At 58.1% G+C, this 24,583-nt stretch carries 24 protein-coding genes and 1 pseudogene; 17 read left to right on the plus strand and 8 right to left on the minus strand.

The features are described from left to right. Positions 1 to 122 precede the first annotated feature (122 nt). Entirely contained in the window at positions 123 to 3,017 is a 2,895-nt protein-coding gene (uvrA, locus tag C8029_RS01890) for an excinuclease ABC subunit UvrA (protein ID WP_152002114.1), read from the plus strand. 4 nt (positions 3,018 to 3,021) lie between these two features. Further along, positions 3,022 to 3,444, plus strand: coding sequence for an NUDIX hydrolase (locus C8029_RS01895; RefSeq protein WP_009571461.1), 423 nt, complete (start codon positions 3,022 to 3,024; stop codon positions 3,442 to 3,444). A gap of 70 nt (positions 3,445 to 3,514) precedes the next feature. On the opposite strand, the gene C8029_RS01900 is transcribed toward C8029_RS01895, so the two are convergent. From C8029_RS01900 to C8029_RS01915, 4 genes are all read right to left on the minus strand, one after another. Further along, the gene (locus tag C8029_RS01900; protein WP_152002115.1) at positions 3,515 to 4,141 is read right to left on the minus strand and encodes a GNAT family N-acetyltransferase; all 627 of its coding nucleotides are present in this window, start codon (positions 4,139 to 4,141) and stop codon (positions 3,515 to 3,517) included. 18 nt (positions 4,142 to 4,159) lie between these two features. After that, positions 4,160 to 4,375 (minus strand): hypothetical protein, encoded by a 216-nt coding sequence (locus C8029_RS01905; RefSeq protein ID WP_152002116.1) that lies wholly within the window; start codon positions 4,373 to 4,375, stop codon positions 4,160 to 4,162. A gap of 62 nt (positions 4,376 to 4,437) precedes the next feature. Continuing rightward, positions 4,438 to 5,730 (minus strand): serine--tRNA ligase, encoded by a 1,293-nt coding sequence (gene serS, locus C8029_RS01910; RefSeq protein ID WP_152002117.1) that lies wholly within the window; start codon positions 5,728 to 5,730, stop codon positions 4,438 to 4,440. 28 nt (positions 5,731 to 5,758) lie between these two features. After that, entirely contained in the window at positions 5,759 to 6,979 is a 1,221-nt protein-coding gene (locus C8029_RS01915) for a pentapeptide repeat-containing protein (RefSeq protein WP_152002118.1), read from the minus strand. Positions 6,980 to 7,240: 261 nt separating this feature from the next. Between C8029_RS01915 and C8029_RS01920 the strand changes: the two genes are divergently transcribed. The 9 genes from C8029_RS01920 (at position 7,241) to C8029_RS01960 (ending at position 14,084) form a co-directional block, all read left to right on the plus strand. Beyond that, complete coding sequence (locus C8029_RS01920) at positions 7,241 to 7,654, plus strand: VOC family protein (protein ID WP_193217568.1); 414 nt, start codon at positions 7,241 to 7,243, stop codon at positions 7,652 to 7,654. 157 nt (positions 7,655 to 7,811) lie between these two features. After that, on the plus strand, positions 7,812 to 8,135 hold the full coding sequence (yajC, locus tag C8029_RS01925) for a preprotein translocase subunit YajC (protein ID WP_009571455.1): 324 nt from the start codon (positions 7,812 to 7,814) through the stop codon (positions 8,133 to 8,135). 75 nt (positions 8,136 to 8,210) lie between these two features. Beyond that, positions 8,211 to 10,838: a protein translocase subunit SecD gene (gene secD, locus C8029_RS01930; protein ID WP_009571454.1), complete on the plus strand. Its 2,628-nt coding sequence runs from the start codon at positions 8,211 to 8,213 to the stop codon at positions 10,836 to 10,838. A 99-nt stretch (positions 10,839 to 10,937) separates the two neighbouring features. Further along, positions 10,938 to 11,291: an Mth938-like domain-containing protein gene (locus C8029_RS01935; protein WP_009571453.1), complete on the plus strand. Its 354-nt coding sequence runs from the start codon at positions 10,938 to 10,940 to the stop codon at positions 11,289 to 11,291. Positions 11,292 to 11,321: 30 nt separating this feature from the next. After that, positions 11,322 to 11,942: a heme ABC exporter ATP-binding protein CcmA gene (gene ccmA, locus C8029_RS01940; RefSeq protein ID WP_009571452.1), complete on the plus strand. Its 621-nt coding sequence runs from the start codon at positions 11,322 to 11,324 to the stop codon at positions 11,940 to 11,942. Beyond that, positions 11,939 to 12,595, plus strand: coding sequence for a heme exporter protein CcmB (ccmB, locus tag C8029_RS01945; protein WP_009571451.1), 657 nt, complete (start codon positions 11,939 to 11,941; stop codon positions 12,593 to 12,595). Before ccmA ends, ccmB begins: the two co-directional genes overlap by 4 nt. 58 nt (positions 12,596 to 12,653) lie before the next feature. Beyond that, positions 12,654 to 13,391: a heme ABC transporter permease gene (locus C8029_RS01950; RefSeq protein WP_009571450.1), complete on the plus strand. Its 738-nt coding sequence runs from the start codon at positions 12,654 to 12,656 to the stop codon at positions 13,389 to 13,391. Then, on the plus strand, positions 13,388 to 13,543 hold the full coding sequence (ccmD, locus tag C8029_RS01955; protein WP_009571449.1) for a heme exporter protein CcmD: 156 nt from the start codon (positions 13,388 to 13,390) through the stop codon (positions 13,541 to 13,543). The genes C8029_RS01950 and ccmD overlap by 4 nt, the downstream gene beginning before the upstream one ends. Further along, positions 13,536 to 14,084 (plus strand): DsbE family thiol:disulfide interchange protein, encoded by a 549-nt coding sequence (locus tag C8029_RS01960; RefSeq protein ID WP_009571448.1) that lies wholly within the window; start codon positions 13,536 to 13,538, stop codon positions 14,082 to 14,084. The genes ccmD and C8029_RS01960 overlap by 8 nt, the downstream gene beginning before the upstream one ends. A 96-nt stretch (positions 14,085 to 14,180) precedes the next feature. On the opposite strand, the gene C8029_RS01965 is transcribed toward C8029_RS01960, so the two are convergent. Next, positions 14,181 to 15,461, minus strand: a complete 1,281-nt coding sequence (locus C8029_RS01965; protein WP_040402004.1) for an O-acetylhomoserine aminocarboxypropyltransferase/cysteine synthase family protein — start codon at positions 15,459 to 15,461, stop codon at positions 14,181 to 14,183. Positions 15,462 to 15,899: 438 nt separating this feature from the next. On the opposite strand from C8029_RS01965, the gene arsC reads away from it, so the two are divergent. Next, the gene (arsC, locus tag C8029_RS01970) at positions 15,900 to 16,241 is read left to right on the plus strand and encodes an arsenate reductase (glutaredoxin) (RefSeq protein WP_009571445.1); all 342 of its coding nucleotides are present in this window, start codon (positions 15,900 to 15,902) and stop codon (positions 16,239 to 16,241) included. A gap of 39 nt (positions 16,242 to 16,280) precedes the next feature. Here arsC and C8029_RS01975 read toward each other — a convergent pair whose 3' ends face one another. Then, a complete protein-coding gene (locus C8029_RS01975; protein WP_009571444.1) occupies positions 16,281 to 17,000 on the minus strand; it encodes a helix-turn-helix transcriptional regulator in 720 nt (239 codons plus the stop codon). 101 nt (positions 17,001 to 17,101) lie between these two features. Here C8029_RS01975 and C8029_RS01980 point away from each other — a divergent pair, with 101 nt between their 5' ends. The 4 genes from C8029_RS01980 to C8029_RS01995 all read left to right on the plus strand — a co-directional run bounded on the left by C8029_RS01980 (position 17,102) and on the right by C8029_RS01995 (position 19,840). Continuing rightward, positions 17,102 to 17,725 (plus strand): glutathione S-transferase family protein, encoded by a 624-nt coding sequence (locus C8029_RS01980; protein ID WP_009571443.1) that lies wholly within the window; start codon positions 17,102 to 17,104, stop codon positions 17,723 to 17,725. A gap of 88 nt (positions 17,726 to 17,813) precedes the next feature. Continuing rightward, positions 17,814 to 18,431: a flavin reductase family protein gene (locus tag C8029_RS01985; protein WP_009571442.1), complete on the plus strand. Its 618-nt coding sequence runs from the start codon at positions 17,814 to 17,816 to the stop codon at positions 18,429 to 18,431. Between the two features lie 71 nt (positions 18,432 to 18,502). Next, positions 18,503 to 19,300: a heme-dependent oxidative N-demethylase family protein gene (locus tag C8029_RS01990; protein WP_009571441.1), complete on the plus strand. Its 798-nt coding sequence runs from the start codon at positions 18,503 to 18,505 to the stop codon at positions 19,298 to 19,300. Between the two features lie 96 nt (positions 19,301 to 19,396). Next, on the plus strand, positions 19,397 to 19,840 hold the full coding sequence (locus C8029_RS01995; RefSeq protein WP_152002119.1) for an EVE domain-containing protein: 444 nt from the start codon (positions 19,397 to 19,399) through the stop codon (positions 19,838 to 19,840). Between the two features lie 4 nt (positions 19,841 to 19,844). Here the strand turns inward: C8029_RS01995 and C8029_RS02000 are convergent. Next, a pseudogene (locus tag C8029_RS02000) lies at positions 19,845 to 20,593 on the minus strand (RipA family octameric membrane protein). A 104-nt stretch (positions 20,594 to 20,697) separates the two neighbouring features. Then, complete coding sequence (acnA, locus tag C8029_RS02010) at positions 20,698 to 23,451, minus strand: aconitate hydratase AcnA (RefSeq protein ID WP_152002121.1); 2,754 nt, start codon at positions 23,449 to 23,451, stop codon at positions 20,698 to 20,700. 306 nt (positions 23,452 to 23,757) lie between these two features. Here acnA and C8029_RS02015 point away from each other — a divergent pair, with 306 nt between their 5' ends. After that, positions 23,758 to 24,507 carry a DUF1223 domain-containing protein gene (locus tag C8029_RS02015; protein ID WP_009571436.1) on the plus strand — a complete coding sequence of 250 codons (750 nt, stop codon included), beginning with the start codon at positions 23,758 to 23,760 and terminating at the stop codon, positions 24,505 to 24,507. Positions 24,508 to 24,583: the final 76 nt, after the last annotated feature.

Consider the following 24,583-nt stretch of genomic DNA (forward strand, 5'->3'; position numbering starts at 1 on the left):
AGTTCTTGTTACGTTCTTATTTTCCTGTTGGAACATAGGCCACGCTCGCCTAGATATGGGGAGCGGCTGCGCCGGGGCAAAGAGTCCGGTCAGATCGGGTGTGGACAGAGGGCAAGTGGGCTATGGTCGAACTCAAAACTATCGAAGTGCGCGGCGCGCGCGAGCACAATCTCAAAAACGTCGATGTGGATATTCCGCGTGACGAATTGGTGGTGATCACCGGCCTGTCCGGGTCGGGCAAATCCTCTTTGGCCTTTGACACGATCTACGCCGAGGGCCAGCGCCGCTATGTCGAAAGCCTGTCTGCCTATGCCCGCCAGTTTTTGGATATGATGGGCAAGCCGGATGTGGATCACATCTCAGGCCTGTCGCCCGCGATCTCGATTGAGCAAAAAACCACCTCGAAAAATCCGCGCTCGACCGTGGGCACGGTCACCGAGATTTACGACTACCTGCGCCTGCTCTTTGCCCGCGCCGGGACGCCCTATAGCCCCACCACAGGTGAGCCGATTGAGGCGCAACAGATTCAGGACATGGTCGACATCATCATGCGGATGGAGGAGGGCACGCGCGGCTTTCTTTTGGCGCCGATCGTGCGCGACCGCAAAGGCGAATACCGCAAAGAATTCTTGGAGTTACGCAAACAGGGTTTTCAACGGGTCAAGGTCGATGGCGCGTTTTACGAACTCGATGAACCGCCGACATTGGACAAGAAATTCCGCCATGACATTGACGTGGTGGTGGACCGTTTGGTGGTGCGTGAGGGATTGGAAACCCGTCTGGCCGACAGCCTGCGCACCGCCCTTGATCTGGCCGACGGCATCGCCATTTTGGAGACCGCGCCGAAAGAGGGCGAGGGCGATCCAGAGCGTCTGACCTTTTCGGAAAAATTCGCCTGTCCGGTTTCGGGCTTTACCATTTCGGAAATCGAACCTCGGCTGTTTTCGTTCAACGCGCCGTTCGGGGCCTGTCCGCAATGTGACGGGCTTGGGGTCGAGCTGTTTTTCGACGAACGCTTGGTCGTGCCCGATGCGGCGCTCAAAATTGCCGACGGGGCCATCGCGCCCTGGCGCAAAGGCAAAACGCCCTATTTCCTCCAGACCATCGAAGCGCTGGCCAAACATTACGGTTTCAAAGCCTCGACGCCGTGGAAATCCATCCCCGAGGACGTGCAAAAGGTCTTTCTCTACGGCTCTGGCAAAGAGGAAATCCCGTTCCGCTATGATGACGGTGGCCGCGTCTATGAGGTGACCCGCAGCTTTGAAGGCGTGATCCCGAACATGGAACGCCGCTACCGCGAAACCGACAGCAATTGGGTGCGCGAAGAGTTTGAACGCTACCAAAACAACCGGCCTTGTGGGCTGTGCGGTGGTTATCGCCTGAATGAAGCGGCGCGGGCGGTTAAGATCGGCTCCGCTGTCGATGGGGAAACCGAACTGCTTCATGTCGGCCAAGTGGTCGAAAAGTCGATCAAACAGGCCTATGAGTGGACGCTCGGTGTGATGGACGCGCTCTCGCCGCAAAAACAAGAAATCGCCCGCGCCATCGTCAAAGAAATCCGCGAGAGGTTGGGGTTCTTGAACAACGTTGGCCTTGAATACCTGACCATGTCGCGCAATGCGGGCACCTTGTCGGGCGGCGAAAGCCAACGCATCCGGCTGGCCTCGCAAATCGGATCGGGGCTTCAGGGCGTGCTTTATGTGCTCGATGAGCCCTCCATCGGGTTGCACCAACGCGACAATGATCGCCTCATCGGCACGCTGAAAAACCTGCGTGATCAGGGCAACACCGTGATCGTGGTCGAGCATGACGAGGATATGATCCGCGAGGCCGATTACGTCTTTGACATGGGGCCGGGGGCGGGGGTCCATGGCGGGCAAATCGTCTCCAAAGGCACGCCGCAAGAGATCGAAGCGGACGCCGCCTCGCTCACCGGGCAATATCTTGCGGGCACCCGCGAAGTGTCGGTGCCAAGCAAGCGGCGCAAAGGCAATGGCAAGACGCTGACCGTGGTCAAAGCCACCGGCAACAATCTCAAAGAGGTGACGGCGGAGTTCCCGCTGGGCAAATTCATCTGTGTGTCCGGCGTGTCCGGTGGCGGGAAATCGACGCTGACCATCGAGACGCTGTATAAAAACGCCGCCACCAAACTGAACGGCGCGCGGGAAACGCCGGCGCCGTGTGAGACGATCAAAGGCTTTGAGCACCTCGATAAGGTCATCGACATCGACCAACGCCCGATCGGTCGCACCCCGCGCTCCAACCCCGCGACCTACACCGGGGCCTTCACCCCGATCCGCGATTGGTTCGCCGGTCTGCCGGAATCGAAAGCCCGCGGGTATAAGCCGGGGCGGTTTTCGTTCAACGTCAAAGGCGGGCGGTGTGAGGCCTGTCAGGGCGATGGCGTGATCAAGATCGAGATGCATTTCCTGCCCGATGTCTACGTCGAATGCGAGACCTGTCGCGGCAAGAGATACAATCGTGAAACTCTGGAAATTCAGTTTAAAGGCAAAAGCATAGCTGACGTTCTTGATATGACGGTTGAAGACGCACAGGAGTTCTTCAAAGCCGTTCCGGTGATCCGCGAAAAGATGGATGCGCTAGTGCGTGTGGGGCTTGGCTATATCAAGGTTGGGCAACAGGCGACGACGCTGTCAGGTGGCGAAGCCCAACGGGTGAAGTTGTCGAAAGAGCTGTCGAAACGCGCCACGGGCCGCACGCTTTACATCTTGGACGAACCCACCACGGGGCTGCATTTCGAAGACGTCAAAAAGCTACTTGAGGTGTTGCATGAACTGGTCGATCAGGGCAATTCGATGATCGTGATCGAACACAATCTCGATGTGATCAAGACCGCCGATTATATCATCGACATTGGCCCTGAAGGCGGCGATGGCGGCGGGCGCATTGTCGCCTCCGGCACGCCCGAACAGGTGGCCGAGGTCGAGGCAAGCCACACGGGGCGCTACCTCAAACCGATGCTAGAAAGGATCAAAGCGCGCAAGGCGGCGGAGTAGCTTGATGAGCCAAACTGTGCCTCAAATTCCAAAACTTGCGGTGTTGGCGGTCTGTCTGCATGAGGGCAAATTCCTTTTGGTGCAGCGCCGCAATCCGCCCGATGCCGGGCTTTGGGGCTTTCCCGGCGGGCATGTCGAGCTTGGCGAGAGTTTGGTCGAAGCCGCCGCGCGTGAACTCCATGAGGAGACCGGCGTGACGGCCACGGCGGGCGAGGTGATCGGGCATGTCGAATTGATTGATCGCGATGGCGCCGAGGTGATGCATCATTTCCTTTTGGTCGCCGTGGCCTGTGCCTATAAATCCGGGGTGCCGCTGGCCGATGATGATGCGATGGCGGCCGCTTGGGTCAGCGCGGCAGATATGGCGGATCTGTCGCTTTCGGATCACGTCATGGACGTGGCACAACAGGCGTTGAAACGGACCTGAAAGGGGGCAGGCGAGGCGACGGAGGATGGCACACAGATGGTTTGTGACCTCGATGCTACGCTGCCCATCCTCACGGGCTGCGCGCCGCGTCCGCAACCGGGCTAAGAGCAAACCGCATTTCCGTCGCGCTTTGAAATCCAAACAGATGACGCAGCGGCCCGATCTGTGCGGTCTTTTGCGCGACAAACCCCTCACGGTCATACAGCGCATGGGCGCGGGGATTGATGTCGATCACATCAAGGCGGACGGCATGGCAGCCCTGTGCCGCCGCTTCGGTTTTGATCGCTTGCAAAAGCGTGGTGCCAATGCCCATTCCGCGGGCCTGCGGGGCAACAAAGATACCGTCCATGGTCAACACGCCGGGCTGAAGGTCGCGCTCTAATAGCGAGAGGCCGACAGCGCGCCAAAGCGCCCCGAGCCAGCCATAGGCCTGTGCCAAGTCCGACAGCCCGCCACCGACAAAGCTGCCTGTGTCGGTCTTAAACCCCGCAACGCCCAAAAGCGTGCCCTCTTCGTCCAGAACACACAGGGCATGTAACGGATCGGCCTCCTGGGTGAGAAATTTCAGCGCCGTCTCTTCCGGTCGCATCAACAGACCTAGCTTGGCCTTGAACGCCTCCCAAAACAGGGCGGCGACTGTGGGGCGTTGATCTTCGGGAAACCCATGTTGGGCGATATGGCCTGATGGTTTGGACATAGGTCTTTCCGGCTCAAATCACGATTCTGCGCGCGTTTTTGCGGACGGCGGCAAATGGATCATCGCCGCGAAGGCGGCGACAATGGCCTCGCCCCAATGCGTACCCCAATTGTGTATCACACTCGCGATCAAAGCCCAAGCCCTGCCCAGCCGATAGAGCGGTACATTGCCTTGTGCATTGCCCTGTGGAACCGGAAAGAGCAAGGAGTCATAGCCGCCAAAACTGGTGGCCATAGCGGGGCTGGAATGGCAAGGGTGCCGTTTGTCAGACGATCATGCGAGGTGCGGTTGGCCCGTTAGGCCAAGACGCCCTCGACGGTCAGGGTCAATTTGCCGCCCAAGTATGGCGCAAGCACGTCGGGCAATGTCACTGAACCATCGGCGTTTTGACCGTTTTCCAGCACCGCAATCAAACACCGCCCCACGGCCAGACCCGAGCCATTGAGCGTATGCACAAACTCCGGCTTGCCACCATCGGCGGGTTTGAACCGGGCGTTCATGCGGCGGGCTTGGAAATCGCCCGTGGTCGAGACCGAGGAGATTTCGCGATAGGTGTTTTGGCCCGGCAACCACGCCTCGATGTCAAAGGTGCGGCGCGCGCCAAAGCCCATGTCGCCGGTGCACAACGCCACCGTGCGGTAAGGCACTCCGAGCTTTTCAAGGATGCCCTCGGCACAGGCCAACATGCGTTTTTGCTCCGCGTCGCTCGCGTCCGGGTGGGTGATCGAGACCATTTCGACCTTTTCAAACTGGTGCTGGCGCAACATGCCCGACGTGTCGCGGCCCGCCGACCCGGCCTCGGAGCGGAAGCACAGCGAATGCGCGGTCATGCGGATCGGCAACGCGGCCTCGTCCAAAATATCATTAGCCACCGAATAGGTCAGCGGCACCTCGGAGGTCGGGATCAACCACCAGCCGTTGGTGGTCTGATAGCTGTCCTCACCGAATTTCGGCAACTTATCGGTGCCATACATCGCCTCATCTTTGACGATCACCGGCGTGTTGATCTCCGTCAGGCCGTTTTCGTCCACATGGGTGTCGAGCATGAATTGCGACAGTGCCCGGTGGATGCGCGCCACAGCGCCTTTGAGCACCACAAACCGCGCGCCGGAAATCTTGGCTCCGGTCTCGAAATCCATCGCTTTGGAGACGGCTGTGATGTCGTAATGTTCTTTCGGATCAAAGTCATAGCTGGGCACATTGCCCCAGCGCTTGATCTCGATATTCTCGCTCTCATCCTTGCCCTCGGGCACGTCGGCGGCGGGCAGGTTGGGGATGCGGGCCAGCATGTCGGTGAGCCGGGCGTCCTCGTCCTTGGCCTCGTCCGTCAGTCGGGCAATTTCTGCCTTTTTGTCGGCTACAAGCGCGCGCAGACGCTCAAATTCCGCCTCGTCGCCCTTGGCCTTGGCCGCACCCACAAGTTTAGAAGCCTTGTTCTGTTCCGCCTTGGCATCCTCTGCCGCCGCAATTTTGGCACGCCGATCCGCGTCGAGTGCCAGCACCTCGGACGACACCCCAGACAACCCCCGCCGCGCCAAAGCAGCGTCAAATGCGTCAGGATTTTCGCGAATGGCCTTGATGTCATGCATCGGGGGAGTCCTCAGAAGTGATTTGATCTTAGCTAGGCTTATGCCTCAGCGGGCAGGGGGGATCAACGGCGAGTTGTTCGGGCGGTGTGCGGAGTTGCGGGGGGATGTAGGCGCCCATGCCAAACACGGTGCATTCCTCGTTTTCTCGTTCGAATTCTTCGTCGTCTAATTCATAGTCTGGCCAATGCTCTGGAAACGGCTCAATGAGAACAGATGCGTCGCCAAACGCATGTTCAAACATTTGAACGTCGATTTCCAAATCAGTTAAGTCTGTGTCTCTAAACGAAGCTCGACCAATGTCTCTGACGTCAAAGTTGGTGTTTCCATCGAAGAATGTCGATTTGAAGTAGGATTGGTCGACGTCAGCATAAGTTAGGTCGGACGCGTTAAGGCAAGCATTTTCAAAATTGCAGCCACGAAGGTTGGCACCAATGAGGTAGCTTGACTCCATAATACAATTCGTGAAGTCAACATTTCTTGCAATTGCTTTTACAAGAGACACGTAGTGTAAGTGCGCGTCCTTTAGGGTGGTATTGAATAAAAACGCGCCATCGGCGTGGGCTTCTCCCAAGTTCGCTTTGGCAAAGTTTAGATCACTCAGATCCATCGCCTGAAGGTTGACACCACGTAGGTCGATGGCGAGGATTTGGGGATCAATCCCGGTCGCTTTTGCCATGCGTCCCAAGACCTGTGCGGCGCTCTCCATGTCGGAGCGTTTGACGCTGAGGTTGTGAACCCACGGAAAAATCTCCCTGACATCTTCCGGGGCTGGCTCTGCCGGATATTCCCGCGACATCTCTTTCAAATACACGCACAACATTCGCGCAATCCGGGGAGCCATCACTGGCCGTTCAATCGCCAGGGCTTCCAACCGATCAATCGCGCCGTTTCTCCGTATAATGTCGTCTTTCCAAATGTCGACATATGTGCCGTCTTCCTGCTTTTCTGTCGTTTGATACCGCGCATGAAGGTCGGTGTTGGCGTCATTGAGTTTTTCATTGAATAACACATCCTCGGCATGGCGGGTTTGGGTGGCGGTGTGTTTGAGACGCAAAGCCGTAAAGGGCAGGGCGATCAAACCGCCCAGCACGGCGGTAAGCGCTGTTGTCTTGGTGAGCAGAAAACGAAAGTCGCTCTCACCCGCCGCTGTTTCGGGCCGCAGGGTACTCCATGCGATTTCGGCCAAGAGCGTCAAAAGTCCCGCAGCCAGAACCGCACCGAGTGCGATCCACAAAAGGACAATCGCCAAGCTACACCATGCGGCATGTCCTCGGCGCCAAATGTTTTTTTAATTCGAGCAATCGGATCATCGGGCACGTGTTTCTGAACCTGCCCAAGCAAGACCCCCACAGAGATTACGCCTAAAATGATCCATGGAACCCATGGGGTGGACAGCATCTGGGTCAGGCGGGTCATAAAATCAGTCATCGAAAGGCTCTATGCAAATGGGTATGGCCTCCCCATATGAAGCTCAAACCACCTCTATGAAAAGCCCAAAGGACCGAGACCCATGACAGATACGCCCATGCAAGCCCAAGCCATCCATTCCTGCATCCGTGTCTTAGAGGAAGCGCGCTCGGTGGCGTTTTATCAGGCGGCGTTTGGGTTAGATGTGGCGGAGAAATTGGACTTCCCGGAGTTTGCGCTGATCTACCTGTCAAACCCCGAGTCTGCCTTTGAACTGGAACTGACCGTCAACAAATCCACCACCGAGCCTTATGATCTTGGCAATGGCTACGGCCATTTCGCCGTTTCGGTTAAAAATCTCGCCGAGGAACATGCGCGGATGGAGGCGGCTGGGCTTAATCCCGGCAAGATCGTCGATTTCGCGCCTGCGGGCACCCGCGTGACCAAGTTCTTTTTCGTCACCGACCCGGATGGCTACAAGATCGAAGTGATCGAGCGCGGCGGGCGGTTTTTGTGAGCCGTTTTTGATGTCGTTTTATCGACGGATGACAGGCGCGTGAAACGTGGCGGGCATTGCTTGCCAAGGTCCAAGGCCCACTATAGGGTGCGCGGCGACTTTATGGGGTGGCGAGGGGCCGCTCTGACAGATGAATGACTGACAAAAGGACGACCAAATGTTCGTAACTCCTGCCTATGCTCAAGCTGCCGGTGGCGCTGCCGCTAACCCGATCATGCAATTCGCACCGCTGATTGCGATTTTCGCGATCATGTATTTCCTGATGATCCGCCCGCAGCAAAAGAAAGCCAAAGAGCATCGCGCGATGATTGAAGCTGTGCGCCGGGGCGACGAGGTGATCACCGCAGGTGGTTTGATGGGCAAAGTGGCGAAAGTGCGCGAAGATGGCACGCTTGAGGTCGAGATTGCCGAGGGCGTGAAAGTGCGCGTTCAAAAAGGCACGCTGGCCAACGTGGTGTCAAAAACCGAACCGGCCGCTTAAGTCCCAAAAACATCCAAGGCCCGGGCACACGCGCGGGCCTTTCCCTTTTCAGACCAAATCGCTCAGGCTCCCAACATGCTGCAACTCCCTCTTTGGAAACGGATCGTCATCTGGGGGCTCGTCGCCCTTGGCCTTTTGGGGGCGCTGCCAAACGCCTTTTACCCGCGGGTCGAAGGCCATAATGACGCCATTGCAGCGATTGAAAAATCCGGCGAGACGCCCGAACGCGCCGCAGCGCGCGACGCCTGGCCGTCGTTTTTGCCGTCCAATCTGGTCAATTTGGGCCTTGATTTGCGCGGTGGGGCGCATCTTTTGGGCGAAGTTGAGGTTGCCGAGGTCTACGGCGCACGGATGGATGCGCTTTGGCCGGATGTGCGCGATGCGTTGCGTGATGAGCGCGCCACGGTGGGCACGATCCGCCGCATTGACGCGCCTGCGGGCCAGCTCCGCGTGCGTATTTCCGAACCTTCCGGCATGGAAGCCGCACTCGCGAGTGTCCGCAAACTCGGCACGCCGGTGGTGTCGCTGACCTCTGCGGGGCAAAATGACATCGACGTGTCCGCCACGGGGGACGTGATCACCATTCAATTGTCGGAAGCTGAAAAAGCCGCCACCGATGATCGCACTTTGCAGCAGTCGCTCGAAATTATCCGCCGCCGTGTGGACGAGGTCGGCACGCGCGAACCGACAATCCAGCGCCAAGGCGAAAACCGCATTCTTATTCAGGTGCCGGGCATCGGCTCCGCCGCCGAACTCAAAGCCCTGATCGGCACCACCGCGAAACTGACCTTTAACCCGGTCGTGGGGCGCACCACCAATCCTGATGAGGCCCCCGGCGCGCGCAATTTCATCGCGCCCTCTGTGAATGAGCCGGGTGTGTATTACATCCTCGAAAACACCGCCGTTGTGTCCGGCGACGAGTTGACCGACAGCCAGCCAGTGTTTGACCAAAACGGTCGCCCGGCGGTGTCGTTCCGGTTTAACCCGACCGGCGCGCGCAAATTTGGCGATTACACGGCGGCCAATGTCGGCGCTTTGTTTGCCATTGTGCTCGACAACGAGGTGATCTCCGCTCCGCGCATCCAAGATGCCATTCGCGGTGGTTCGGGCCAGATCACCGGGTCCTTTACGGTAGAGGAAAGCACCAATCTTTCGGTGTTGCTGCGCGCGGGCGCACTGCCGGCCAAGATCAACTTTTTGGAAGAACGCACCATCGGGCCGGAACTCGGCGCCGACAGTATCGCCGCCGGACGCATCGCCACGGTCGTCGCCTTTGCCGCCGTGCTTTTGTTCATGGGCGTGTCCTATGGGTTGTTTGGCCTCTTCGCCAACCTCGCGTTGATCATCAACGTCGGGCTGTTGTTTGGCCTTCTCTCCGCCATTGGCGCCACATTGACCCTGCCGGGCATCGCCGGGATCGTCCTGACCGTCGGCATGGCGGTGGACGCGAATGTGTTGATTTTCGAGCGTATTCGCGAGGAATTGAAAACCGCCAAAGGTGTGGGGCGCGCGATTGAGCTTGGCTATGAAAAGGCGCTTTCGGCCATTATTGACGCCAACATCACCACCTTTATCACCGCCGCGATCCTGTTTGTCATGGGCTCTGGCCCGGTCAAAGGCTTTGCCGTGACGCTGGTTCTGGGTCTGATCACCTCGGTGTTCACCGCGATCTATGTGACCCGCGCCATGGTCGTGTGGTGGTACGGTCGCAAAAACCGCAAAGGCTGGACGCTCAAGGGTTTCCAACTTGTGCCGGGCGAAACCACCATCGATTTTTTCAAACGCGCCAAGGCGACCTTTGGTCTCTCCGCGGTGTTGGTCGTGGTCTCTGTTGTCGCCTTCTTGGCCATGGGCCTGAATTTCGGCATTGATTTCAAAGGCGGCACCACCATTCGGACCCAATCCGAAACCGCCGTTGATGTTGCCGAATACCGCAGTGCCATGTCGACGCTGGGGCTGGGCGACATTTCGATCACCGAAGTGTTCGACCCGAATTTCGCCGAGGACCAACATGTCGCCATGGTCCGCATTCAGGCCCAGGACGAGGTCGAAGCGATCACGCCGGAAACCATCGCGGCCGTCGAAGCCGCGCTTAAAACCGTCGATCCGTCGATCACCTTCCCCTCCGTCGAATCCGTCGGGCCGAAGGTGTCGGGCGAATTGATCTGGACCGCGGTCGAAGCTGTGGCCGCCGCCATCGTCGCCGTGTTGTTCTACATCTGGCTGCGGTTCGAATGGCAATTTGCCTTGGGCGCGGTCATCGCCCTGGTCCATGACGTGGCGATCACCATCGGGATTTTCGCGATTTTGGGCATTCAATTCGACCTGACCATCATCGCCGCCCTTTTGACCATCGTCGGGTATTCGCTCAACGATACCGTGGTGGTGTTTGACCGGGTGCGGGAGAACCTGCGCAAGTATAAGAAACTCGAACTGGGCGGGGTGTTGAACCTGTCGATCAACGAAACCCTGTCGCGCACGATCATGACCTCGGGCACCACTTTGGTGGCGCTCATCGCGCTCTTGGTCCTGGGCGGCGACGTGATCCGGGGCTTTGTGTTCGCCATGACGCTGGGCGTTGTGGTTGGGACATGGTCGTCGGTGTTTGTCGCCTCCAACATTTTGTTGTGGCTTGGCGTCAAACGCGACTGGGACAAGAAAGAGCCGACTCCGGGCATCCAAACGGACGGCAGCGCGGTGTGATCGCGTCGCCTTAGGATGAGTATTTAAGTCACGATAAAGAGGTCCGCCGCCCGCGCGGGCCTTTTTGCCACAAAATGAGCCACGAAGAGGAGCCGTATCATGCACTTCAACGAAATGCCTTTTGAAGACGCGATCCCAGTGGAGGGCTATGGCCCCGGCATGTTCCGCATCGCCGGACAGGTGCATCAGGGGGCTGTGCTTTTGTGTGGGGCCAAGGTGGTGCCTTGGGGCGGCTATGCCGACCGTGACAGCCTGTTGGAGTTGAAGGACCAGATTGATTTCATCATCATCGGGACAGGTCCAGACATGACCCATTTGCCAAAAGAGTTTCGCGAAGTGTTTGAGGCGGCAGAGATCGGGCTTGAACCGATGGCCACTCCCACAGCGGCGCGCACCTACAATGTACTGGCCTCCGAGGGGCGTCGTGTCGCAGTTGCACTTTTAGCGGTGTGAGACGCGGGTAAGGCCGAGTAGGGTGGGCGGATGAAGCTGATTTCTGTGAAAAATCTGACGGTGGCGCGCGGCGGGATGCCAGTTCTTGAGGGGCTGAATTTCGACGTGTCGACAGGCGAGATTTTGGTGCTGCGTGGCCCCAATGGCGTGGGCAAAACCACGTTGCTGCGCACGCTCGCCGGGTTGCAACCGCCCTACGAGGGCACGGTTGACGCTGCCCCTGATACGGTTGCCTATGCGGCCCATGCGGACGGGTTGAAATCAACGCTGACCGTGCGCGAGAACCTGATGTTCTGGGCCGGGGTTTATGGCGGTCGCGATATTGAACCGGCTCTGCGTGATTTCAATTTGGACAGCTTGTCCGAGCGTCCGGCGGGCAATCTCTCCGCCGGGCAAAAGCGTCGTTTGGGATTGGCGCGGCTAATGGTCACCCACCGCCCGGTCTGGGTCTTGGATGAACCCACCGTGTCGCTGGACGTGGCCTCGGTGGCGCTGTTCGCGGCGGCCGTCAAAGCCCATCTGGCCTCTGGCGGCGCGGCCATCATCGCCACCCATATCCAATTGGGCTTTGAAGAAACCGTGTTTGACGTCACCCCCTATAAAGCCCGCATGGACGTGGTGCGCGACGATTTTGATGAGGCGTTTCTATGATCCGGCTGTTTTGGCGCGACCTCGCATTGGCGTTTCGGTCTGGCGGCGGATTTGGCTTGGGTCTTGGGTTTTTCCTGATTTTGGTGACGCTGGTGCCCTTTGGCGTGGGGCCAAATTCCGAACGCCTGATGGCGATTGCGCCGGGGATTTTGTGGGTTGGGGCGCTGCTTGCCTGCCTTCTTTCGCTCGACCGGATTTTTGCGCTGGATTTCGAGGATGGGTCGCTTGATTTGCTGGCCACCGCACCAATCCCACTTGAAGGCGTGGTCGCGGTCAAAGCGCTGGCGCATTGGATCACCACCGGCCTGCCTTTGGTGCTTGCTGCCCCCGCATTGGGGTTTTTGTTGCATCTGGACAGTGCCGCCTACCGTTGGCTCATGGTCACGCTGCTGATCGGCACGCCCGCACTGTCGTTCATTGGTGCGTTTGGCGCGGCGCTGACCGTGGGGCTCAAACGCGGCGGCTTGTTGATGAGCCTCTTGGTTCTGCCGCTTTACATCCCGACCCTGATTTTTGGCGCCGAAGTGATCCGTCGCGGTGCGGGCGGGTTTTTGGTGGCGACACCTTTGGCGATGCAGGCCGGGATCACCGCCGGATCGGTGGCTTTGCTGCCCTTTGCCGCAGCCGCCGCCATTCGGGTCGCTTTAAGGTGAGTTGAGATAGCGCGCCGTTGCCCGTAAGGTGACGCGCGATCAAGGGAGATGAGGATCAATGGCATCCATCTGGGAATGGGCAAACCCGCGAAAATTCATGGCGTGGACGGACCGGGCTTTGCCGCTTTTGTCGGTTCTCTCGGCCTGTATTTTTATCATTGGGTTGGTTTGGGGGTTTTTCTTTACCCCCGATGACTATCGTCAGGGCGCAACGGTCAAAATCTTTTACCTGCATGTGCCAAGCGCGATGATGGCGATCAACATCTGGGGGATGATGTTGGTGGCCTCTCTGATTTGGATCGTGCGCCGTCACCATGTCTCCGCGCTGGCCGCGAAATCCGCCGCGGCGATTGGCATGACGATGACGTTGATTGCGCTCATCACCGGGGCGATTTGGGGCAAGCCGATGTGGGGGACCTATTGGGAATGGGACCCGCGGCTGACCTCGTTTCTCATCCTTTTATTGTTTTATATCGGATACATGGCGCTCTGGGAGGCGATTGAAAATCCCGACACTGCTGCCGATCTGACCTCGGTTTTATGCCTTGTCGGCTCGGTCTTTGCGTTGTTGTCGCGCTATGCGGTGAATTTCTGGAACCAAGGCCTGCACCAAGGCGCGTCATTGTCACTCGATGCGCAGGAAAACGTCGCCGATGTCTATTGGTACCCGGCCTTGGTCGCCATTGCCGGGTTCATATTACTGTTTGTCACGCTTGTCCTGCTGCGCACCCGGACCGAAATCCGCGCGCGGCGTTTACATGCGTTGGAGATGCGCGAAAGGGTCCAAGGCCAATGATGCCAGATTTGGGAAAATACGCGGGCGATGTTTTGGCCGCTTACGGGATCACAGTTTTGCTTTTGGCGGGGCTGATTTGGCGCTCTTTGGCGCGATCCGTGAAAATGAAACGCCTGTTGAAACAGGCAGAGGAGCGTCGCACTCATGGCTAAGATCAATCCTTTAATGGCTTTACCTCTTGTTGTTGCGCTGGTTTTTTTCGGTCTTGCTAGGTTCGGCATGGGGCGCGAAGATGCGCAGCAATTGCCAAGCTCGCAACTGGGGCGCGACACGCCCTCCATCGCCTCGGTCACGCCTTTGGGCGATCTGCCGCCTTTGAGTGATGAGATGCTGGACCTGCCCGGCGTCAAACTGGTCAATTACTGGGCCTCTTGGTGTGCGCCCTGCCGCGCCGAACACCCGCAACTCAAGATGTTGCAAGAGGCGGGTGTGACCATTTATGGCATCAATTACAAAGACGAAGCGCCGAATGCTTTGGGCTTTCTCGACGATCTCGGCAATCCCTACACAGCGATTGGCGCGGATGAGCCGGGGCGCACCGCGCTTGAATGGGGTGTCTATGGCGTGCCAGAGACCTATGTCATTGATGGAGAAGGAAAAATCTCCTACCGCTTTGCCGGGCCGATCACGGTTGAGATCATGGAAAAATACATCAAACCCGAGATCGCGAAGGCGGCGGGTGACGCAAACTGAGATTTGTGCGCTCTACAAACAAAGTTCAATCGTCCATATGCGCAAAGAAAAACCCGCCAGAGTCTGGCGGGTTTTGCAATTTTATAGGGATAAGATTTAAGACAGTGCCGCGTCCAAATCCGCGATCAGGTCATTGGCATCCTCAATCCCGATCGACAGACGCAAGACATTCGGGCCTGCGCCCGCTTTGATCAATTCGGCTTCGGTCAACTGGCTGTGGGTCGTGGACGCCGGGTGAATGACCAGCGAGCGGGTGTCGCCCAAATTGGCCACATGCGAGAACAATTCGAGCTTCGCGACCGTATCGACACAGGCCTGATAGCCGCCTTTGAGCGCCACGGTGAACAATGCCCCCGCCCCGCGCGGGCAAATCCGGGTTTGCAGATCGTAATAGGGGGAGGAGGGCAGGCCAGCGTAGGTCACCGCCTCGATCCGATCATCGCCTTCCAACCAGCTCGCAATTTCACGCGCGTTTTGGACGTGTTTTTGCATCCGCAGGCTCAGGGTTTCGATCCCCATCAGCGTATAATGCGCCGCTTGCGGGTTCATCGTCATGCCGAGATCACGCAACCCAATGGCGATGGAATGGAACGTAAAGGCCGCAGGGCCAAATGTGTCCACGAAATCAAGGCCGTGATAGGCGGGTTCGGGTTCGGACAGGGACGGGAATTTGCCCGAGGTGGCCCAGTCAAACGTGCCGCTGTCGACCACGCAGCCGCCGGTCACCGTGCCATTGCCGGTGAGGTATTTCGTGGTCGAATGCACCACCAAAGTGGCGCCGTGTTTGATCGGGTTGCACAGATAGGGCGTGGCCGTTGTGTTGTCGACGATCAACGGCAAGCCCGCCGATTTGGCAATCGCGCCAAGCGCGTCGAGATCGGAAATCACGCCACCGGGGTTGGCGATGGTTTCACAGAAAATCGCGCGGGTGTTGTCGTCAATCGCGTCGCGCACCGCGTCGAAATCGTCGAAATCGACGAATTTCGCCGACCAGCCAAAGCGTTTGAAGGTCTGGGAAAACTGCGTCAGCGTGCCGCCGTAAAGCCGGGTCGAGGCGACAACATTGCAGCCCGGCATCATCAACGGAAACAGCGCCATGATTTGCGCCGCGTGACCGGACGAACAGGTCACGGCCCCCGCGCCGCCTTCAAGCGCGCAAATCCGGTTGGCCAGCGCCATCACCGTCGGGTTGGTCAGGCGCGAATAGATGTAGCCGACCTCTTCAAGGTTGAACAGGCGCGCCGCATGGGCCGCGTCTTTGAAGACATAGGATGTGGTTTGATAAATCGGCACTTGGCGCGCGCCGGTGGTGGGATCTGGTTCGGTGCCTGCGTGAACTTGCAGCGTGTCAAAGCCCAGTTTTCGGTCTGTCATGATGGTCCTCCCATTCGCGATTTGGGCGACCCTACCATGTGTTTAGGCGGTTTCAAGCATCGACGTTCTCAAGATGATTATGAAGGATGCGTAAATGTCCCGGCTCACCACCACCCGGAGGGATGAGGGGGATGGTGATGAGCCGGGTCGCGAGAACATCGCAATATCGGGCCCTGAGAGAGGGCAGGGCATGTGGAAAAGGCGCTATCCCGCCAAAATCATCACGGCAAAGAACGGGACGAGCAACAAAACTTCGCCAGTGGGCAGCGGAATATGAGAGAGCAGGTGTTTCATGAATTTATATTTAGGGGCGAAAGGTTAACGTGTGATAACCGTGAACAGGGGTGGAACGAAAACAATCGGTTTCCTGATTTGTTCATATTGCCCCCTGGGACGTCTCGACCCATTCTGCGTTTCAAACTCAGGTTGAAAAGGCGCGCCATGACAACGATCTATCACAATCCCCGCTGTTCCAAATCCCGCGAAACCTTGGCGCTTTTGCGGGCCGAAGGGATCACGCCCGAGGTGGTGCTCTACGTTGAGACCCCGGTGTCACGCGCCAAATTGGCCGAGCTTGTGGCCCGCTCCGGCCTGTCTGCGGCGGCGTTTTTGCGGGCCAACGAGGCGGAGGCAAAGGAGATGGGTGTGAGTGCGACATCAGACCCAGAGGCGATTTTGGACGCCATTGCCGCCCATCCGCGCCTGATGGAGCGGCCGATTGTCGAGACAGCCAAAGGTGTGGCGCTGGGGCGGCCACCCGAGGCGGTCAAAGCGGTGCTTTAAACGCTACCTCTTGCCGTTCTAGATGATTTTACGCCGTTGTCACAGGCTGGGGCGATCACCGGCCGGGGCGATCACATGGCGGGTTTTCAATTCGGCAATATAGTTGCGTAAAAGTCGGACGCGGTGGGGGCGAAAACTCTCGTCCAAAAGTGTGAAACCGGCGATCGAACTGACGATGAATTGCCGAAATGCCCGTCTGAGTTGGCAAGACGCCAAGAGCATCAATTCGTGGTCCAGATAGACAATGGCCAAGGGCCAGATCACGCGGTCGCTCATCACACCCGCGCGGTCGCGATAGGTGATTTGGATCGCGCGCTCTTGCCAACAGGCCTCGCGCAGATCGGACATATCCACCGAGGGCACCGCAGGTGTTTGATAGCGATGCACAAGGCCCACGGCATGATGGATGTGGCGTTGCTTGTCCTCGGGCAGGGTGGCGGTGATTTTGGCCAATGCATCGCGCGCCGCCTGTGCCAGCGCCGGGTCGCCACGATGTTGCACCTCAGAGAGGCCCAGGACCAACGCTTCAATCTCCAACTGACTTAATGTCTGGGGAGGCAAAGCGATGTCCTCGGACAGGGTAAATCCCAACCCCGCTTCACCCTCGATCCGCGCGCCTGCAACACGCAGGCTCTCAATATCGCGGTAAAGCGTGCGTTCAGAGACGCCCAACTCCTCCGCCATCCGGGCCGCCGTGACCGGGGCGGGCAGGCAGCGAAACAGGTGCATGACACGAAACAGGCGGTCAGATTTGCTCATATGTGCTCCTTTCGCCTCATCCTCCAACATGTCTCCTGACGGAAACTGTCAGCAGCAGGGTGCCAGAGTGTTGGTCATACGCAAAGCAAAAAGGACATCCCATGCTGACGCTTTATCACTCTCCCAATTCGCGCTCGACACGGATCATCACCCTGTTGACGGCCCTCGATGTCATGGATCAGATCGACATCCGCCTCACCGACATACCGCGTCAGGACGGTTCGGGCGGGCGCGATCCAAACAATCCCCATCCTGAGGGCAAGGTGCCGTTTTTGGTCACCGAAGACGGCGAGACGATCCGCGAAACCAATGCGATCATGCTGTACCTTTGTGATCGGTTTCCCTCCGATTTCGCGCCCAAAGTTGGGGCGCCGGGGCGGGCGACGATGCTGTCTTGGATGGCGTGGTATGGGAATGTGTTGGAACCGGTCTTTGTGCTCAATGTCGCCGAGATCAGCCATCCGGTGTTGACCTCAACCTTTCGTGGCTTGCCGGAGGCAATCACTGCGCTGGCGGCAGGGTTAGAGGGCCGCGATTACCTTTTGGGCGCGCGCTATAGCGTCGTCGATCTGCTTGTGGCCTCGCCGTTCTTGTGGTTCCCGCAGGCTTTGCCAGACGTGCCGGTGATCAAGGACTGGGTGGCCCGCTGTGGGGCTCAGCCGGCCATCGCGCAAACCGCCGCGTATGAGGCCGAGGCGCAAAAAAGCCTCACCGAGATGGCATAAATCACGCAAGCGCCGGGGGAGGCCCCTCGGCGCGTTGCCAATCCGCGCGCAGTCTGCTTGTTTGGGCCGAACCGATGGAGAGGTCCCGATGCAGTTCGATTTCACCACACTTCCCGCCCGCGATCGCTATCGCCTGTTGACCAATTTTGTTGGCCCTCGGCCCATCGCCCTGGTCACGACCCGCAATGCGGACGGTAGCAACAACGCCGCTCCGATGTCGTTTTTCAACGTCATGTCCTCCGATCCCGCGCTTTTGGTGCTGGGCATCGCCTCTAAACCGGATCAGGAAAAAGATACTGCCGCCAATATCCGCCGCAGTGGCGTCTGCGCCATTCACATGGTCGATATGGCTTTGGCGGACACGATGTTGATCGCCGGGCTGTCGGTGCCCAATGGTGTGGATGAGCTGTCCTTGGCTGGGGTCGAGACCACGGATTGTGATGCCGTTGACGCGCCGCGCATTGTGGGCGCGTCTTGCGTGTTTGAATGCCGGGTGGAGCGGATTTTGGACTGGCCGAACCGGGTTTTGGTGATCCTTGAGGTGGTGCGGATGCATGTGCGTCGGGACTGTCTGGACAGTGAAGGCCGCTATGTGGACCCCGAGACCTATCAACCGATCGCGCGGCTGCATGGCGATGCTTATATCACCTCGGATCGACAGTTTGAGCTGACCGCCCCGGCCTTGGAAAGCGTGTTCAAACCCTGATCTTGCTGGCCTCATCCATGATATGATCTGGCCTCTTTCCGCGCCCCTGTTTCCGGTGCAGTCTAGGGTCTATGGAACAGATTCTACAGACAAAACTGAGCTTTGCCCCCTGGGTGGACCCGCGCACCCGGCGGTTGCCGGGGGTGGTGCCGTTTGAGCTTGAGACTTGGCTTGAGGTCGATACGGCCTACGGTGCGCAAATGGCGTTGCGCGATCATTTGATTGCGACCCAGCCCGATGAGGTCATGGGGTTGGATGAGAGCGCCCGGCCAGCCGCCGAGGAATTATATGATATGGTGTTGGGGCTTTTGCCGGGCTTGGGGTTTGCGGCCTCACAAGACGCGGTGACCCGTCCCGATGGCGTCACCGTGCCGCTGAATCGGGGCGCGCCGATCAAGACCCTCGCCCGGCTGATGCAAAATGATTTCTGCCTGATGCAACCGGACCCGAGCGGCGCAAGCCGGCAAAGCGTGCTGACCGGCGGCGCGCTGTGTTTTCCCTCGGGTTGGCGTCTGTCGGAGAAATTCATGAAACCGATGTTGCGGATTCACCAACCGATTGCGGCCTATACGCCGGAACTGGCCGCGCGGGTGCAGCGGCTTTTGGACGGGGTGCAGCCGGGACGGGGGCTGATGCGCGGCACCGCCTCGCGCTCGGACGCGCCTCTGAGCGATCCACGCTCAGAGGGCGACTTGCGCCATGGATCACATCAGTCGCGCTATATCCGGGTGGAGCGCCAAAGCCTTGTGCGCCTGCCGAACACACGGGCGGTGGTGTTCACCATCCATACGCAAGTGGTCCTTCCCGAGGCTTTGACCCCGGATCAAGCCAAGGCACTGGCCGAGTTTCCCATTCGCCTGGCGGATTGAGATCGGACGTCTGGCAGAACAGACGTCTGACCGCTCGGCTACTGACACATTGTGTCAGGGGGGATGGGGAAAGATGCCTCATCAAGGAGGCAAATCATGCGCAAATACTGGATCGGCGTCGCTGCTGGCACCCATGTGGCGAAAGGGGTGGCGGAAGGCTTTGCCCAACTCGGCCATGGCAAACAGGCGCCAGTGCAACGGCTCTCTATTGGCGATTGGATCGCCTATTACGCGCCGCGCGAGGGCTTGGGCGAGGGCGCACCGGTACAGGCGTTCGTGGCCATAGGCGAGGTGACAAGCCCGGTCTACCAAGCGCAACAAGCCCCCGGCTTTTGCCCCTATCGCCGCGATGTTGCCTATGTTGCAACGGCCAGACCAGCCCCCATTCGTCCGCTTCTACCACGCCTTAAATTTATCCCGGATCAAACCCATTGGGGCATGCCGTTTCGACGGGGTGTCTTTGCGGTGTCACGCGATGATTTTGCGGTGATTGCGGGCGCGATGGGTGTGTCGGTGCCCGCGGAGGTGGGGCTTTTGTGACAGGTTATTTTTTGCTGTGAGGTTCGAAAATGTGAGGTCTTTTATAGAGCTGAAAAGTTTCGCTGCTTATGACGGGCTTATCGAAGGTGTCATCATCGGGATCTCCGTTCTTAAAACCCTTCCAAGCATAGCTTCCACGTAATTGAACAGTAAAAAAGCTGAGTGCGAGCAGTCCGAGTATGAAACAAACAAGCGTACAGGCCATTGCAGGCGGGCTGCCTTCAACTTGATAGATCGCTGCCGATCCGAATGCCAAATAGGCGATGCACCAGAAAACCCCAATCACGAGAATGACGTAGCTGTTTACTTTCGACACACTATATGGGCGATCTAATTTTTTTCTGGATGGAAAGAACTTGTAGATATCGCCAACAACATAGGGTTCCAAAATATCAACATAGGCTTCCCAATTCGCCTGCCAAAATTTAGCTCCATTGGACATCATGGCCCATAGGGCTGTAACAATGCATCCGGTTAAGCTGATCAGGGCCATATAGCTGTGCTGCCACACCCCCAAAGTTGCCGCGCTTAAAACGATACCGACAGTTGCAAAAACGAAACTTGGAAGCCCCAAAAATACGTTGCGCGTTTCCAGTAGAGTTCAATTTCAAAATCGCGGTTCTTATGCGCTTGGCAGTATGCCGCCTTTGTTTTTTCCAGATCAAGCCGCCCTGTTTCATCGGCCAGGCCAAGTCGTTTAAAAAAATCTAACTTATAATCTGTGTCTTCGGTCATGCGTGGTTTCCAATGCATGTGAGGGTTTTTTGTTCAGTCTAACTCCCTTCACCGCAGTCTCAAATACTCAAACAAAAAGCCCCGCCTAAGCGGGGCTTTTCTATCTCAACCTGCGTAAAACCTTACGATTTGGCGAGGTTACGCAGCACGTAATGCAGCACACCACCGTTTTCGATGTATTCGATCTCAGGGGCGGTATCGATGCGGCATTTGACTTGGATGACCTTCACAGTGCCGTCCGCATAGGTGATCTCGCAGGGCAGGGTTGCCAGCGGGGTGACCGTGTCGAGGCCAGTGATGGAGACGGTTTCGTCGCCGGTCAGACCCAGAGATTTGCGGTTGTCATCGCCAGTGAATTCGAACGGCACCACGCCCATGCCAACCAGGTTGGAACGGTGAATCCGTTCAAAGCTTTCGGCGATAACGGCTTTGACACCCAAAAGTGCCGTCCCTTTGGCCGCCCAGTCACGCGAGGAGCCCGCGCCGTACTGTTCGCCAGCAAAGATCACCAGTGGAGTGCCGGCCTCTTGATAGGCCATGGAGGCGTCATAAATGGCCGCCTGTTGCCCATCCGGACCCTTGGTGTAGCCGCCTTCGACCCCATCGAGCATCTCGTTCTTGATGCGGATGTTGGCGAAAGTGCCGCGCATCATGATCTCGTGGTTGCCGCGACGCGAGCCGTAGGAGTTGAATTCACGGACCGGAACTTGGCGATCAATGAGGTATTTCCCTGCGGGCGTTGTCTGCGCAAAGGAGCCTGCCGGAGAGATGTGGTCGGTGGTGACCATATCGCCCAGGATGGCAAGGACTTTGGCGTCTTTGACGTTGTGGATCGTGCCTTTTTCCGCCGCCATGCCTTGGAAGTAAGGCGGGTTCTGGATGTAGGTCGAGGTCGGCGGCCAATCGTAGGTCTCAGAGCCGGAGACATCCACAGCCTGCCATTTCTCGTCGCCTTTGAACACATCGGCGTATTTCCTGAGGAAGGCTTCGCGGGTCACGGTTTTCTCAACCAGCTCCGAGATTTCCTCATTCGTCGGCCAGATATCTTTGAGGTAGACGTCGTTGCCATTACTGTCCTGACCAAGCGGTTCGGACGTGAGGTCAATGTTCATGTCACCGGCGATGGCATAGGCCACCACCAGGGGCGGGGAGGCGAGGTAGTTGGCGCGCACATCAGGGGAGATCCGGCCCTCAAAGTTGCGGTTGCCCGACAACACAGCGGTGGCCAGCAAATCACCATCTGAGATGGCTTTGGAGATCTCTGGCTGAAGCGGACCGGAGTTGCCGATACAGGTGGTACAGCCGTAGCCGACGAGGTTAAAGCCGATGGCGTCCAGATCCTCGGACAGACCTGCCGCATCCAGATATTCGGTCACAACCTGAGAGCCAGGGGCCAGCGAGGTTTTGACCCAAGGTTTGCGGGTCAGACCCAATGCGCGCGCTTTGCGTGCCACAAGGCCCGCGCCGATCATCACATAAGGGTTGGAGGTGTTGGTGCAAGAGGTGATCGAGGCGATCACAACGGAGCCATCGCGCAGGGCGTAGTCTTGGCCGTCGACAGCTTGCGATTTGCGCGGATCTTTGGATTTCCCGTTAGAGGGGGCAGGACCTTCGGAGGCCATTTTTTCAGCCGCAGCACTGGTGTCGATCCCGCGATATTCGGTCACAACATCCAAAAAGGCAGGAGCCGCCTCAGTGAGGGCCACGTAGTCTTGCGGACGTTTCGGGCCGGAAATAGCTGGAACGATTTCGCCCATATCCAACTCAAGCGTCGAGGAGTAGATCGGGGCATAATCCGCACCGCGCCAGAACCCGTTCTCTTTGGCATAGGCTTCAACCAAAGCGATGCGATCTTCGTCGCGGCCGGTTTGTTTGAGGTAGCGCAGGGTTTCATTGTCGATCGGGAAGAAGCCGCAGGTTGCGCCATATTCCGGTGCCATGTTGGCGATGGTGGAGCGCTGTGCGATTGGCAGTTTGTCCAGGCCTTCGCCGTAGAATTCAACGAATTTGCCAACCACGCCATGAGCGCGGAGCATTTCGACGACTTTGAGCACGAGGTCGGTGCCGGTGGTGCCTTCGACCATTTCGCCGGTCAGTTTGAAACCGACAACTTCCGGGATCAGCATGGAAATCGGCTGACCGAGCATCGCGGCTTCGGCCTCGATCCCGCCCACGCCCCAGCCCAAAACGGCCATGCCGTTGACCATGGTGGTGTGGGAGTCGGTGCCGACGAGCGTATCGGGGTAGGCCACTTCGACGCCGGTTTGGTCGGTGTCCGTCCAAACGGTCTGTGCGAGGTATTCGACGTTTACCTGGTGACAAATGCCGGTTCCGGGCGGCACAACGCGGAAGTTTTCAAACGCGGTCTGACCCCATTTGAGGAACTGGTAACGTTCCATGTTGCGCTCATATTCGCGGTCCACGTTCATCTGGAACGCCCGCGGGTTGCCGAATTCGTCGATCATCACCGAGTGGTCGATCACAAGGTCGACAGGCACCAGCGGGTTGATCTTTTTGGCATCGCCACCCAGGGATTTGATGCCGTCACGCATGGCGGCAAGGTCAACCACGGCGGGCACGCCGGTGAAATCCTGCATCAACACGCGGGCCGGGCGATAGGCGATCTCGCGCGGGTTTTTGCCGCCATTGGCGCCCCATTCAGCAAAGGCTTTGATGTCGTCGGTGGAGACGGAGAACCCGCCATCTTCAAACCGAAGAATGTTTTCCAGCACCACTTTGAGTGAGGCGGGCAGGTTGGAGAAATCGCCAAATCCTGCGTCCTGCGCAGCGGGGATCGAATAATAGGCGATTTTCTTGCCGTTCACAGTGAGTTCGCGGCGGGTTTTTGCGGTATCTTGACCGACAACTACAGTCATGGGGTTGGCCTCCCTTAGAGTGTCAACAGGGTTATGCTGCCCTGCTTTTGGCCTATTGGCCGAGTCCATTCAAGAGGGGAGATGCATTTTTGTGTGCAATGGTATACAAAAAAACCCACGTGCCCGCCTCGCGTCGCTCAATCCGGGCGAATTGGCGCTTTTCTTATGAAAGAAGTCGGATATATCGGGGCGCGCATGGCGTGTTTTGCCCCTGCGGTCTTTACGCCACTGTAACGGTTTCTCGCAAAACCTTGATTGGCACCTGCGTTCTCACATCGTTATGCAAGGGACAAAGACGGAGACATCATGCGACAATTTATGGCAGGCCTCACCTTCGCGGTCCTTTCCGGTGTGATCACCGGAACACTTCCGGGCGCTCTTGTCGCCCAGGACATTCAAGGCAGTGCCACACAGAGCAGGTCCGCTCTGGTCGTCGTCGAACTTTTCACCTCCCAAGGCTGTTCCTCCTGTCCTCCCGCCGATGCCATGATGGCTGAACTTGCCACCCGCGACGATGTTCTGCCGCTCTCGCTGCATGTCGATTATTGGGATTATATCGGGTGGCGCGATGCCTTTGCCCAACCACAATTCACCGACCGGCAAAAAGCCTATGCCCATGCCGCCGGGAAACGTACCATCTATACGCCGCAAATGATTGTGCAGGGGCTGGATCACCTCGTCGGTGCCAAACCCATGCGCTTGGCCGATCTCGTCGCTCATCATCACGCCAGCCCCGCCGCCCCTGTCACCCTTTCTGTACTCCGTGCAGGCTCAGCCCTGACCGTGACGGCTCTCCCCACCGGGCCCTTGCCGCCGTTGATGCGGATGTACCTCGTGCGTTACCTCCCATATGCGCGTGTCGACATTGAACGCGGCGAAAATGCCGGGCGTGTGGTGGATTACACCAATGTCGTCACCCAATGGACCTCTGTGGCCGATTGGGATGGCACGGCGCCATTCTCCGTGACCCTCGATGTTCCTGGCAAAGATCGCACCGCTGTGATCCTGCAAGCCGCAGGTCCCGGTCCGATCCTCTCGGTCGCCCGCGCTGACTGACGCGCGTCCCCTTTTCAGACATGTGAGTACTTTAACAGGCTCTAAAGGATTTGCGATTAGGCTTGCGGTTGAAAAG

It is taken from the genome of Roseobacter sp. TSBP12, from assembly GCF_009129705.1.
GTDB classification, from domain to species: Bacteria; Pseudomonadota; Alphaproteobacteria; order Rhodobacterales; family Rhodobacteraceae; genus Celeribacter; species Celeribacter baekdonensis_A.